At 71.2% G+C, this 13,493-nt stretch carries 11 protein-coding genes; 7 read left to right on the top strand and 4 right to left on the bottom strand.

What is annotated here, in order from left to right; genetic code table 11:
• The first annotated feature begins 1 nt into the window (after position 1).
• The 5 genes from PWG71_RS26710 to PWG71_RS26690 all read left to right on the top strand — a co-directional run bounded on the left by PWG71_RS26710 (position 2) and on the right by PWG71_RS26690 (position 7,211).
• On the top strand, positions 2–193 hold the full coding sequence (locus PWG71_RS26710) for a hypothetical protein (RefSeq protein WP_274812793.1): 192 nt from the start codon (positions 2–4) through the stop codon (positions 191–193).
• Entirely contained in the window at positions 190–2,406 is a 2,217-nt protein-coding gene (locus tag PWG71_RS26705) for a heavy metal translocating P-type ATPase (RefSeq protein ID WP_274812792.1), read from the top strand. The genes PWG71_RS26710 and PWG71_RS26705 overlap by 4 nt, the downstream gene beginning before the upstream one ends.
• Positions 2,407–2,750: 344 nt before the next feature.
• Entirely contained in the window at positions 2,751–4,022 is a 1,272-nt protein-coding gene (locus PWG71_RS26700; protein WP_446725105.1) for a cytochrome P450, read from the top strand.
• Between the two features lie 202 nt (positions 4,023–4,224).
• Positions 4,225–5,289, top strand: coding sequence for a cytochrome P450 family protein (locus tag PWG71_RS26695; RefSeq protein ID WP_274812854.1), 1,065 nt, complete (start codon positions 4,225–4,227; stop codon positions 5,287–5,289).
• A gap of 239 nt (positions 5,290–5,528) precedes the next feature.
• Entirely contained in the window at positions 5,529–7,211 is a 1,683-nt protein-coding gene (locus PWG71_RS26690; RefSeq protein ID WP_274812791.1) for a serine/threonine-protein kinase, read from the top strand.
• 62 nt (positions 7,212–7,273) lie between these two features.
• Here PWG71_RS26690 and PWG71_RS26685 read toward each other — a convergent pair whose 3' ends face one another.
• The 3 genes from PWG71_RS26685 to PWG71_RS26675 all read right to left on the bottom strand — a co-directional run bounded on the left by PWG71_RS26685 (position 7,274) and on the right by PWG71_RS26675 (position 10,251).
• Positions 7,274–8,197, bottom strand: a complete 924-nt coding sequence (locus PWG71_RS26685) for a glutaminase (RefSeq protein ID WP_274812790.1) — start codon at positions 8,195–8,197, stop codon at positions 7,274–7,276.
• Between the two features lie 189 nt (positions 8,198–8,386).
• Positions 8,387–9,073, bottom strand: a complete 687-nt coding sequence (locus tag PWG71_RS26680) for a response regulator transcription factor (RefSeq protein WP_274812789.1) — start codon at positions 9,071–9,073, stop codon at positions 8,387–8,389.
• Positions 9,070–10,251 (bottom strand): sensor histidine kinase, encoded by a 1,182-nt coding sequence (locus PWG71_RS26675; RefSeq protein ID WP_274812788.1) that lies wholly within the window; start codon positions 10,249–10,251, stop codon positions 9,070–9,072. Before PWG71_RS26675 ends, PWG71_RS26680 begins: the two co-directional genes overlap by 4 nt.
• A 143-nt stretch (positions 10,252–10,394) precedes the next feature.
• On the opposite strand from PWG71_RS26675, the gene PWG71_RS26670 reads away from it, so the two are divergent.
• Positions 10,395–11,207 carry an NAD-dependent epimerase/dehydratase family protein gene (locus tag PWG71_RS26670; RefSeq protein ID WP_274812787.1) on the top strand — a complete coding sequence of 271 codons (813 nt, stop codon included), beginning with the start codon at positions 10,395–10,397 and terminating at the stop codon, positions 11,205–11,207.
• 72 nt (positions 11,208–11,279) lie between these two features.
• Here PWG71_RS26670 and PWG71_RS26665 read toward each other — a convergent pair whose 3' ends face one another.
• Positions 11,280–12,437: an acyl-CoA dehydrogenase family protein gene (locus PWG71_RS26665; RefSeq protein ID WP_274812786.1), complete on the bottom strand. Its 1,158-nt coding sequence runs from the start codon at positions 12,435–12,437 to the stop codon at positions 11,280–11,282.
• A 148-nt stretch (positions 12,438–12,585) separates the two neighbouring features.
• Between PWG71_RS26665 and PWG71_RS26660 the strand changes: the two genes are divergently transcribed.
• Complete coding sequence (locus PWG71_RS26660; RefSeq protein WP_274812785.1) at positions 12,586–13,317, top strand: TetR/AcrR family transcriptional regulator; 732 nt, start codon at positions 12,586–12,588, stop codon at positions 13,315–13,317.
• Positions 13,318–13,493 lie beyond the last annotated feature (176 nt).

The following is a 13,493-nucleotide window of genomic DNA, read 5'->3' as shown; positions in this document are numbered from 1 at the left end:
GATGAGAGTGATCACGAAGCTCGGGCTCTACGCCCTCGGCCTCGTGGTCGTGTTCGCCGCGATGTTCGGGGTCGGCTCATGGGTCGGCCCCGTCCTCCCCGCACAGCAGGACCACGTGGAGGAGACCACCGGCGGAGGCGATCACCCCGATCCCCGGGACGCGGACCACGACGGAGAGGAGCACGACGGATGAGCACCCCCGTCGAACTGGCCATCGGCGGCATGACCTGCGCCGCCTGTGCCAACCGTGTCGAAAAGCGCCTCAACCGGATCGACGGCGTCACCGCCACCGTCAACTTCGCCACCGAGAAGGCCAGGGTCGCCTTCGAGGGCGCTCCCGTCGCCGTCGATGACCTCATCGCCCAGGTCGAGAAGGCCGGTTACACCGCCACCGTGCCCCGGAGGAAGGAGCGACCCCCGGGTGACGATGGACCCGAGGACCCCACCCGGGCGCTGCGCGACCGCGCCGTCGTCTCACTGATCCTGTCGGTGCCCGTCATCGCCATGGCGATGTTCCCCGTGCTCCAGTTCACCCACTGGCAGTGGGCCTCGCTCACCCTGGCCGCGCCGGTCGTCGTCTGGGGCGCCCTGCCCTTCCACACCGCCGCCTGGAAGAACCTGCGCCTGGGCACCGCCACCATGGACACCCTCGTCTCCCTGGGCGTGTCCGCCGCTTTCCTGTGGTCCCTGTACGCCCTGTTCCTGGGCACCGCCGGCGAACCGGGCATGACGCACGCCTTCGAGCTGACGATCGCACGCACCGACGGTTCCGCCGACATCTACCTGGAGGTCGCCGCCGGCGTCACCTCCTTCATCCTCCTCGGCAAGTACTTCGAGGCCCGTGCCAAACGCCGGGCCGGCACCGCCATCAAGGCCCTCATGGAGCTGGGCGCCAAGGAGGTCGCCGTCCTGCGCGGCGACCGCGAGGTCCGGATCCCCGTCGACGAACTCGCGGTGGGCGACCGGTTCGTCGTGCGCCCCGGCGAGAAGATCGCCACCGACGGCGTCGTCCGGACCGGCACCTCCGCCGTCGACATGAGCATGCTCACCGGTGAGTCCGTGCCCGTGGAGATCGCCCCCGGCGACGCCGTCGTGGGCGCCACCGTCAACGCCGGCGGCCGCCTCGTCGTCCGCGCCACCCGGGTGGGTTCCGACACGCGTCTGGCACAGATGGCCCGTCTGGTCGAGGAGGCGCAGAACGGCAAGGCACAGGTCCAGCGCCTGGCCGACCGGGTCTCGGGGGTGTTCGTCCCCGTCGCCATCATGATCGCGATCGGCACGCTCGGCTTCTGGCTCGGCACCGGCGAGCCCGTCACCGCCGCACTCACCGCCGCGGTCGCCGTCCTCATCATCGCCTGCCCGTGCGCTCTGGGCCTGGCCACCCCGATGGCCCTGATGGTCGGTACCGGGCGCGGTGCCCAACTCGGCATCCTCATCAAGGGCCCGGAGGTCCTGGAGAGCACCCGCCGCATCGACACCATCGTCCTTGACAAGACCGGTACCGTCACCACCGGCACGATGGCGCTGGCACAGGTCGTCGCCGCCGACGGAGAGGACGAGGCCGAGGTCCTGCGCCTGGCCGGTGCCCTGGAGAACGCCTCCGAGCACCCCATCGCCAAGGCCATCGCGGCCGGAGCCGCAGCCCACGGCACCCTGCCCGTCCCCGAGGACTTCGCCAACCTGGAAGGCCTGGGCGTCCAAGGGGTCGTGGACGGGCACGCCGTCCTGGTCGGCCGCCCCTCCCTGCTGGAGGAGTGGTCCCAGCCGCTGGGGGAGGACCTCTCCCAGGCGATGAAGGAGGCCCGCGACCTGGGCCGTACCGCCGTCGCCGTCGGATGGGACGGCCGCGCCCGGGGCGTGCTGGCGGTCTCCGACACCGTCAAGCCCACCAGCGCCGAGGCCGTCCGCTCCTTCCGGGAACTGGGCCTCACACCGATCCTCCTGACCGGGGACGACGGGGCGGTCGCCCGCGCCGTCGCCGAGGAGGTGGGGATCACCGAGGTCATCGCCGAGGTCCTGCCCAAGGACAAGGTCGACGTCATCGAACGACTCCAGGCCGAGGGCCGCGTCGTGGCGATGGTCGGCGACGGCGTCAACGACGCCGCCGCGCTGGCCCGGGCCGATCTGGGGCTGTCCATGGGCACCGGCACGGACGTGGCCATCGAGGCCTCCGACCTCACCCTGGTCCGGGGTGATCTGAGGTCCGCCGCCGACGCCGTCCGGCTCGCGCGCCGTACCCTGACCACCATCAAGGGCAACCTGTTCTGGGCCTTCGCCTACAACTCGGCGGCCATCCCGCTGGCCGCGGCCGGGCTGCTCAACCCGATGCTGGCCGGTGCCGCCATGGCGCTGTCCAGTGTGTTCGTGGTGACCAACAGCCAGAGGCTGCGCCGCTTCGGTCGCTGACCGCCCGCCCCGCGCACGGGGACACCGTGGAGCGCCCGCCCCCTCGAAACCGACTCCCGGGGCGGGCGCTCTCGCGTGGCCGACATCGGCCGGGGTCGCGATCTCCCAGGTCACGATGGCCACAGGGGCCACGAATCCCCCGAGGGAGGGGAACCGGTTCTCGCATCCGCGCGATCCATGACGCTAGTGTGAGCCCGGACACGCACCCGTTGCGGTTCCGGGCCGAGTACGTCCGGAGCCGTCGTGTCCCGGACCGCGTAGCCCCACTCCCCGAGGTCGCCGTGTCTTCAGGATGTCCCCGCGCCGCGTTGTACCTGAGCGAACCGCACCCCGACCCCTACTCGGTGTACGCGAAGATGCGCGCCGAACACGGGCCGATCATCCCGGCCGAACTCGCCCCCGGAGTGCGCGGCTGGCTCGTCACCGACTACGCCACCCTCATCTCCTGGTCGCGGGACACCACCACCTTCAGCCACGACGCCCGGTTGTGGCGGGACTTCAACGAGGGCCGGGTCGACCCCGACAGCCCCCTGCTGCCGATGATGGCGCCCCGGGCCAACGCCCTGTTCGTGGACGGCGTCGAACACCAGCGGTTGCGCCGGGCGATCACCGACGCCCTCGGCGCGGTCACCGCCGGCCACCTCGCCGCGATCACCACCCGCTACGCGGACCGGCTCATCGACGAGTTCTGCGAGCGAGGGCAGGCCGACCTGCTCAACGAGTACGCGCGCATGATCCCGCTGCTCGTCATGAACGACCTGTTCGGCATGGACGAGGACCAGGGGGTCCGGTTCGTCACCGCGATGCGCAACCTGTGGGCCGGCGTCGACGCCGAACGCTCCAACGCCGAGGCCGAGCGGGCGCTGTCGGAGGTGGTGGACGCCAAGCACCGCGATCCCGGCGACGACCTCACCAGCCGACTGATCCGGCACCGTGCCGGGCTCTCGGACGAGGAGGTCATCATGCAGCTCCTCCTCATCATCGCGGCGGCCAACGAGCCCACCGCCGCCCTCATCGACTCCGCGCTGCGGGCCGTGCTCGCAGATCCGGCCCTGCGCACCGCCGGTGGGGCCTCCGTCGCCGTCCTCGACGACCTGATGGGCCGTGTGCTGTGGCGCGATCCCCCGATCACCAACTACCCGGTCATCTATCCGCGCGTGGACGTCCCGCTGGAGGACGGCCGCGTCATCGAGGCGGGATCGCCGATCCTGCTCGGCTTCGCCGCCGCCAACCACTTCTTCCAGCGGGAGAACGCCGAACGGATGGAGGACAGCGCCAACCGCGCCCACGTGGCGTGGGGCGCCGGCCCCCACCGCTGCCCGGCCCGGGACGAGGCGACCGCGATCGCCACCATCGCCACCCGCAGGATCCTCGAACGGCTGCCCGAGCCGACCCTGGCGATCCCCCCGGAGGGACTGCGCTGGCAGCTCGCCACCCTGTTCTGGGCGCCGGTCACCCTGCCGGTCCGCTTCGTCCCGCGCCCGCCCGCGACCCCCGCGAGCGCCCCCGGACCCGTGCCCGCCGCCTTCGACACCGCTCCGGACCCGCGCACCCCGGCGGCCTCGGGGTTGTCGTCCCTGTCGAACTTCCTGGTGAGGCTGCTGCGCCGGTCGTGACCGGGCCGCCCTCGCCCTTCCACTCCGTACCTCGCCCCACCCCCTCAGCGGAAGGATCTCCGTGGAACCCGTTCGCCTCGCGCCCGGAAACCTCAGAGCCCAGACGGCACACCTGCGCGAACTCGGTCCCGTCGTTCCCGTCGTCCTCCCCGGCGACGTCGTCGCCTGGGCGGCCACGACCCACGCCGCCGTCACCGAGGCCCTGGCCCATCCCCGGGTCCAGAAGGACAAGAGGCACTGGAGGGCGTTCAACGCCGGCGAGATCCCGCCGGACTGGCCGCTGATCTCCTGGATCATCGCCGAGAACATGCTCACCAGCGACGGGGAGCAGCACACCCGGTTGCGCAGGCTGGTCTCCAAGGCGTTCACCCCGCGCCGCATCGAGCACCTGCGCTCGGGCATCGTCGGCATCGTCGAAGGACTCCTGGACGGACTGGCCGCCGAGGCGGAGCGGAACGACGGCGTCGTCGACCTCAAACCGCACTTCGCACAGCCGCTCCCGATGACGGTCATCAGCGACCTGTTCGGACTGCCGACGCGGGACCGGGGGGAGCTGCACCGGCTGGTGGGGGTGTTCTTCGACCAGAGCATCACCCCCGACGCCGCCATGGCCACGTTCTTCGAGATGTGGACGCTCCTCACCACCCTGGTGGCCGCCAAACGCGCCGAACCCGGTGACGACCTCACCTCCGCGCTCATCGCCGCCCGCGACGACGAGGACCGGCTCAGCGAGGACGAGTTGATCTGGAGCCTGGTGCTCATCATCAGCGCCGGCTACGAGACCACGATGAACCTCATCGCGAACGCCGTGCGGGCCCTGCTCATCCACCGGGACCAGCTGGAACTGCTGACGAACGGTGAGGTCGCGTGGTCCACGGCGGTCGAGGAGGTGCTGCGCTGGGACGGTCCGGGCGAGTTCGTGCCGATGCGCTACACCACCGAGGACATCGAACTGGCCGGGGTGGCGATCCCCGCCGGCGAACCCCTGTTGATGGGGTACGCCTCCGCCGGTCGCGACCCGGGCCGCCACGGCGACACCGCGCACCTGTTCGACATCACCCGCGAGGACACGTCCCACCTGGGCTTCTCCCACGGGCGGCACTACTGCCTGGGGGCGAACCTGGCCCGCATGGAGGTGAACGAGGCCCTACCGCGCCTCTTCGAACGCTTCCCGAAGCTGGATCTGGCGATCCCGGTGGAGGATCTGCCGCCGCTGCCGTCCATCATCGTCTCCGGTGTGGAGAGCCTGCCGGTGCGTCTGACCTGACACGCCCGGATGGGCGATCCCGTCCGGCGAGTGCCATATCGGCACTTCGGCGGGATCGTCCCATGTCAGGGGTGATGTACGGATTCATGTCACCTCAAGGGGACAGGGCCGGCACCTTCGGGAGGAGCGTCGCGTGCCGTCCGGGGAACCTAGACTTCTCTCTCGGTCCCCCCGGCCGTGCACCCTTCTCCCCCGACGTCTCCCCGTACGCCCTTCCCCCGTAGAGGAATCGCGCGCCCATGAACAGTTCGGAAGCCGACTCCGGTCGACTCCTGGCCAACCGGTACCGCCTGGACGAGGTGATCGGGGCGGGCGGTATGGGCCGCGTCTGGCAGGGGGTCGACACCCTCCTGGACCGGCCGGTCGCCGTCAAGGAACTGACCTCGCCGCCGAACCTGCCCGCGCACGAGGTGGAGGTCCTGCGCACCCGCATGCTCCGCGAGGCGCGCAGCGCCGCCCAGCTCAGCCACCCGTCGATCATCACCGTGTTCGACGTGGCCGAGGAGGACGGCCGCCCGTGGATCGTCATGGAACTGGTCCCCGGCTCCTCCCTGGGCGACCTGATCCGCGACGAGGGGGCCCAGCCGGTCGGTCGGGTCGCCGACATCGGCGAGCAGATGGCCGCCGGGCTGTCGGAGGCGCACGGGCGCGGCATCGTTCACCGCGACGTCAAACCCGGCAACGTGCTCATCAACGCCCGGGGGCGGACGGTGCTCACCGACTTCGGCATCGCCCACCTGGACGGGGCCACCCACCTGACCAGTACCGGGCTGCTCATCGGTTCGCCCAGCTACCTCGCACCGGAGATCGCCCACGGGCATTCGGCGACCCCGGCCTCGGACGTGTGGTCCCTGGGCATCACCCTGTTCCAGGCGCTGGAGGGCACCCTGCCCTTCGACCGGCCCACCCCGATGGCGACACTGACCGCGATCGTCACCCAGGAACTGCCGGCCCCCGTCAACGCCGGGCCGTTGGCACCGCTGCTGCGGGAACTGTGCGCGAAGAAACCGGAGGACCGGCCGGGCATCGACACCGTCCGGGCCCGGCTGCGGGAGATCCGGGACCGCGCGGAGACGGTCGAGTCCGCGGTACCGGTGACGCCGACCCTCACCACCACCGCGCCCGCCGAGGAACCCGTGGTGGAGACGGCGATGGCGGCCGAGGCGCCGCCGCCGGAGAAGACCGGGCCGCCCGCCCCCCGCCCGGCCCGAGCCGAACGGGAACGCGGGAACCGGCGCACCCTGCTGCTGGTCGCCGCCGTCCTCGTCGTCCTGGTGGTCGCCGCCGGGGCCACGCTCATGGTGAGCATGAACCGCGACGGGGCACCCGACGCCGGACTGGCCTCCGAACAGCAGGCCGGGGCCGCGCCGGACGAGGAGGAGTCCGCCCCGCCCGCGTCGGAGGAGGCCTCGGAGGAGGGTGAAGCCGAGGAGAGCGCCTCGGAGGACGAGGAGCCCGAGGAGGACGAGGCCGACCCCTGGGAGGGTGAGCTGGAGGTCCACGAGGACTCCAGCGGGTTCACCGTGGAGTATCCGGACGGCTGGACCTACGAGCGGGACGGCGGCATGGTCTACTTCCGCAACCCCGACGGCGGTTACCTGCTCATCGACCAGACCGACGCCCCCGGCCCGGACGCCGCCGAGGACTGGCGCGACTTCGAGCCCCGGGCCCGGGGGAACTTCCCCGGCTACGAGCGCACCGGTATCGACGAGGTCGAGGGCGGCTGGGCCGACTCCTACCTGACCGCCGCCGACTGGGAGTTCACCTTCGACGGACGCAACGGGCGCATGCACGCCATCAACCGCGGCTTCCACACCGAGGCGAAGGGGTACGCGCTGTTCCTGGTGGCGAGCAACGATCACCCCGACCTCAACCGGCAACTCCTCGACCGGCTCTCGGAGACCTTCGTCCCCGCCGCCTGAGAGGACCGGCGCGGTCCCCGGGACGCCCCGGGGACCGCGCCGGTCCTCGCCGCATCGGGCGATCAGAACACCGAGCAGCTCGTCACCTGGGTGAACGTGTCCAGGGCCAGCGCCCCCGTCACCGAGTTGCCCTTGGCGTCCAGGCCCGGGCCCCAGGCGGCGATCGAGTAGCGCCCCGGCACGATCGCCAGGATGCCGCCGCCCACCCCGCTCTTGCAGGGCAACCCCACGCGGTAGGCGAAATCGCCCGCGGCGTCGTAGGTGCCGCAGGTGAGCATGATCGCCATGATCCGCCGGGCGGCGTTACGGTCGATCATCCGGGTCCCGTCCGCCCGCACACCGTGGCGGGCCAGCAGCAGGCCCGCCCGGGCCAGCTCCGTCGCGGTGATGGTGATGGAGCACTGCCGGAAGTAGTGGTCCAGCACCTCCGGCACCGGGTTGCGCATGTTCCCGAACCCGGCCATCAGGTAGGCCAGCGCCCGGTTGCGGTCGCCCGTCTCCAGCTCCGAGCGCGCCGTCACCTCGTCGGCGTCCAGCTCGGGGTTCCCGGTCTCGGCCCGCAGCAGCGCGCGCAGGGCCGCGAAGGCGTCCCCCGTGTCGCCCAGCAGTTCGTCGGTGACCACGATCGCGCCCGGGTTGATGAGCGGATTGCGCGGGATCCCGTTCTCGAACTCCAGCTGGTAGAGCGAGTTGAACGCGCTACCGGAGGGTTCCCGGTCCACCCGTCCCCAGATGTGGTCCTCGCCCTCCTGGTTGACCAGGGCCAACGTGAACACCTTGGTCATGCTCTGCATGGAGAAGCGGACGTCGGCGTCGCCCAGGGAACGGACCTCGCCGTCCACCGACGCCACCGCGAACCCGAACTGTTTCGGGTCCACCCGGCCCAGTTCGGGGATGTAGTCCGCCACCTTCCCCTCGCCGATGTGCGGGCGGACCCGTTCCATGACGACGGTGAGTGCGTCGGACAGGTCGATGTCGTCGCTCACGGTCCCTCCTTCCTCGACGTCTCCTTCGGTCTCCACGATGGACCATGAAGCCGCCGTCGTGAAACCGGCGCCGGGGGCGACCCGTGTGCGTTCCTCCGGGTCCGGGGCGTGCCCGCGCTCCTCCCCGCCGTGTTCACCGACCTCCCCGGGGCGTCGGGGGCGGCGTCACCTCCCGTTCCCGGAAGCCGATCACTCGTCCGGGACCAGGCGGGCGTCGTGCACCAGCAGGGCCACCTGTACCCGGTTGTTCAACCCCAGCTTGGTGAGGATGCTCGACACGTGCGTCTTGACCGTCGGCACGCTCAGGAACAGCGATGCCGCGATGTCCGCGTTGGAGCGACCTTGACCCACCGCCACGGCCACCTCCGACTCCCGGGCGTTGAGCGTGGACAAACGTGTCCGCGCCTGTTCGGCCCGCTCGTCGGCGTCGTTGTCGCCCACCCTTTGCACCAGCCGACGCGTCACCCTGGGGGAGAGCACCGACATCCCGCGCGCCACCTGGCGCACCGACTCCACGATCTCCGCCGGAGGGGTGTCCTTGAGGAGGAACCCCGCCGCCCCGGCGCGCAGGGCGCGCAGCACGTGCTCGTCGGCGTCGAAGGTGGTCAGGACCAGCACCTCCGGCGGATCCTCCAAAGCCCGCAGCCGCTCCGTGGCGGTCAATCCGTCCACCGTCGGCATCCGGATGTCCATGAGCACCACGTCGGGGGAGTGCCGGTCCACCAGGTCCAGGACCTTGCCACCGTCCTCGGCCTCGGCCAGCACCTTGATGTCCGGAGCCCCGCCCATCATCATCACCAGCCCCACCCTGACCAGTGCGTCGTCGTCGACGATGACCACACCGATGTCCCGGCGGTCCCGCTGTGTCTCGCTCATGCCGGCCACGGTAGCCAAGCCGACAGGCGCCAGCCACCATCGGACGTCGGGCCGTGCTCCAGCCGGCCCGACAGCAGGGACACCCGCTCGGTCAACCCCACCAGCCCCTGGCCGTCGGAACGCCCTCCGGAGCCGCCGACCGGGGCGCGACCGTTGCGCACCTCCACGGTGAGGCCCTCCCCTGGCGCCCCCCGCACCGCCACCCGGGTGTCCGCCCCCGGCGCGTGCTTGCGCACGTTCGTCAGCCCCTCCTGCACGATCCGGTACGCGGTACGGCCGGTCCGGTCCGGGACCGTGCCCTCGTAGTCCGTGGTGAACTCCACCCTGGCGCCCACGTCGTCGGCCTCCTCCACCAACTGCCGGAGATCGACCATCGTCGGTTGGGGGAGCTCGCCCACCGGGGCGCGCAACACCCCGATCACCTCGCGCAGGTCCTGAAGGGCCTGATGGGCGCTCTCCCGGATGACCTTCGCCGACCTGGCGATCTCCTCGGGCGGGGCGTCCGGCCGGTACTCCAGGGCCCCCGCGTGCACGCTGAGCAGCGACAGCCGGTGTCCGAGCACATCGTGGATCTCCCGCGCCATCGCCTCGCGCACCTGATGCTGGGCGTGCTCGGCGCGCAACTGCGCCTCCGTCTCCGCGTGCACCGCGCGATCACGCAGCGACTCCACCAACTCGCGCCGGTGGTGGACGGTCAGCCCCCACCCGATCACCGAGCCCTGGATCGCCACGCCCAGGAGAAAGGCCAACAGCGGCGGAATGTAAGGGTCGGGCACCACCAGCGACCGCAGGGCCACCGAACCGACGCCCAGACCGAACACCACCAGGCTGGTCCTCGGAGGGCGGTGCAGGGCCAGGGAGAACAACGAGATGAGCATCGCGCAGGAGGCCGGCTGGGACACGACCGAGATCACGATCAGCGCCACGGCGATTTGGGTCGGCCACCGACGCCGCCACCACAGGGACACGCAGGCCGCCAGCGCGACGATCCGTTCGACGATCTCCCACCAGGTGGGCATGTCGCGTTCGGGGAACGGTGGGATCTCACCGCCGGACGGCCCCGGCGGAGGGAAGTCCAGAACCGTCATGATGGCGTAGACGAGGGCGATCAGGAACATGGACAGGTCCACGATCCAGTCGCGCACGTCACGCCGATGCGGGCCGGTGCCGGTGTGCATAACAGCGCGATTCTACGATCCCCCGGGAACCGCGGGACCTCCCTGACGGGAGGACGATACCGACGACACCCGTTTCCCTACTTCGGTCACCCTCCGCGCGGTTCTCGTCCACTTCCGTCTCCGGCGTGGGTACGGTGGAGACGATGAAGACTCTGGTGACCGGAGCCACCGGCATGGTGGGCCGACGCGTCCTGACCGAGTTCAAGCGTCGGGGCCTGCCCGCCGTCGGTGCTTCGCGCACCGCCGAACGGCGACTGGACTGGACCGATACCTCCAACTGGGCGGAGGTGCTGGAGGGGACCACGCGCATGTTCGTGGTCACTCCGGTGGGGACCGCACTGGGGCACCGGGTGGCGGCGTTCCTCGAACGCGCCGCCGCCATCGGCGTGGAACGGGTCGTGGTCATGTCGGCCATGGGCACCGAGCACGCGCCCTCCGACTCCGACCAGCGGGCCGCCGAGTTCAAGGCCAAGGAGCTGTTCGAGCGGGTCACGGTGCTGCGCCCCAACTGGCTCTTCCAGGACTTCACCGAGGGCACCTTCGCGAACCTGGCGCGGTCCCGCAACGGGCGTCTGGAGCTGCCGGTCAAGCGGCGTACCGAGATCGCCTTCGTGGACGCCCGGGACGTGGCGGCGGTCGCCGTCGCCGCGCTGGTGGACGATCACGGCGGCAAGGAGTACACGCTCACCGGGCCGGAGGCGGTCACCGTCGGGCGGGTCGTGCGGTCGACCAAGGGCACCGACAGCCCGGTGTGGCGGTTCAAGCCGGTGGACGAGTCGCGCTTCTACTACCGGGCCTCCGACCGGGGGTGGAGCGACCGGTACATCGACACCCTCAACGAACGGTTCGCCGCCGCGGTCACGGGCCGCGCCGCCGAGACCACCGACGACGTCCACGCCGCGCTCGGCCGCGAGCCCATTCCCCTCGGCCGGTTCGCCCGCGAATCCACCCTCTGAGGGGTCTCGGGAACGAGAGGACGCCCGGCCCTCCGCGCTTGCGGAGCGAGGGCCGGGCGTCCGGTCCGTTGGCTACTTCTTGAGGAGCTGGCGGGCCATGACCAGACGCTGGATCTGGTTGGTGCCCTCGTAGATCTGCGTGATCTTGGCGTCGCGCATCATGCGCTCCAGGGGGAAGTCCTTCACGTAGCCGGCGCCGCCCAGCAGCTGCACGGCGTCGGTGGTGATCTCCATGGCGGCGTCGGAGGCGTAGCACTTGGCCGCCGCGCCGAAGAAGGACAGGTCGTCGTCGCCGCGCTCGGACTTGGCGGCGGCCACGTACACCATCTGGCGGGCGGTCTCCAGCTTCATGGCCATGTCGGCGAGCATGAACTGGACGCCCTGGAAGTCGGCGACGGCCTTGCCGAACTGCTTGCGCTCCTTGACGTAGTCCACGGCGTGGTCCAGGGCGCCCTGGGCGATGCCGATGGCCTGCGCGCCGATGGTGACGCGGGTGTGGTCCAGGGTGCGCAGCGCGATCTTCAGGCCCTCGCCCGGCTCGCCCACGATCCGGTCGCCCGGGATGCGGACGTTGTCGAAGAACAGCTCGCGGGTGGGGGAGCCCTTGATGCCGAGCTTGCGCTCGGGCTCGCCCAGGGTGAAGCCGGCGTCGTCGGCGTGCAGCACGAACGCGGTGATGTTGCGGCCGCGCGGGCCCTCCGGGTCGGTCACCGCCATGACGGTGTAGTACTTGCTGACGCCCGCGTTGGTGATCCACGACTTCTGGCCGTTGATGATCCAGTCGTCACCGTCGCGCACCGCCTGGGTGCGCATGCTCGCGGTGTCGGATCCGGCCTCGCGCTCGGACAGGCCGTACGAGAACATCGCCCCGCCGCCGGCCACCTCGGGCAGGTACCGGCGCTTGACGTCCTCGGAGGCGCCGAGGATGACCGGCATCGTGCCGAGCTTGTTGACCGCCGGGATCAGCGAGGACGAGGCACAGACGCGGGCGACCTCCTCGATGACGATGCAGGTGGCCAGCGCGTCGGCGCCCACGCCGTCGTACTCCTCGGCGATGTGCGGCGCGTGGAAGTCGGTGGCGACCAAGGCCTCCAGGGCGTCCTGGGGGAAGACGCTCTTCTCGTCGACCTCGGCGGCGTGCGGGGCGATCTTGTCCTCGGCGACGGAGCGCACGGCGGCGCGCAGCTCCTCGTGCTCCTCGGTGGTCTTGAACAGGTCGAAGTCGCTCATCTGCGTTCCTCCGTGGGAGGGTGCGCCACCCCCCGACTCGTGGCACTGCGTGCCGCTGTATGGCATTCAGTGCCAGAATAGGGGGTGAAAGGTGCGAAGTACACCGACCGGGGTCGGATACCTTTCGGAGGTCGAGGGGAGGGGAGCGATGGTCCGGGAACGATCGGGGGCCAGGGGGGCGTCCGTGCGCGTGCCCACCCGCGAGGTGGTGCTGGCCGCCGTCCGACTGTTCACCGAGGGCGGTTTCGAGACCACCACGATGGACGACATCGCCGCCGCCACCGGAGTGAGCCGGCGCAGCCTGTTCCGTCGGTTCGGCTCCAAGGAGGACATCCTCTTCGCCGAACACGACGAGCTCTTCGCCTCGGTCTCCCGTCATCTGGAGGCCGATTCCGGGGAGCCGCTGGACGTCGTCTTCGCCGCCGCGCGGCTGGTCCTCCAGGGCTACCTGAGCGACCCCGAGGTCACCGTGCCCCGCTATCACCTGGTGCGCGCCCACCCCCGGCTGCGCGACCGCGAGGTGGCCATGACCGCCCGCTACCAGGCCGCGTTCAGTCGCTATCTGGCCGCCCGGGAGGGCGAGGGCGGCCCGGAGGAGCGTTCGCTGGCCGCCGGGGTGACCGCGGCCGCACTCATCTCCGCGCACAACCACGTGCTGCGCTCCTGGTTGCGCCATCCCGGACAGGAGACCCGTGAGGTGTGGACGCGCTACGACTCCGCCATGGAGTTCGTCCGCCGGGCCGCCGGGCCGATGCTCCACCCCGCCGACGATCCCGTGCGGGACCGGGTCATGGTCGCCGTCTACCCGGCGGACCTGGGCCGGGAGGAACTGCTGCGCCGCCTCTCCGCCGCGGTCGACGGGGCCGTCCCCCGACACTGACCGCGTGGTCGGGACGGCCTCGGGGCAAGCGTAGGCTGGACGGATCGGACAGCGGGAGAGGCCAGGGGCGAGCGGCACATGAGTGTGGACACGACGGGTGCGACCCGACAGGCGGCCGAGGTCGCCGAGGAGGCCGGTCGGCGGCGGACGTTCGCGGTCATCTCTCATCCGGATGC

The organism is Nocardiopsis sp. N85 (assembly GCF_028882275.1).
GTDB classification, from domain to species: Bacteria; Actinomycetota; Actinomycetes; order Streptosporangiales; family Streptosporangiaceae; genus Nocardiopsis; species Nocardiopsis lambiniae.
Note: the sequence above shows the minus strand (reverse complement) of the source record. Positions and strands in the feature narration are given on the sequence as shown.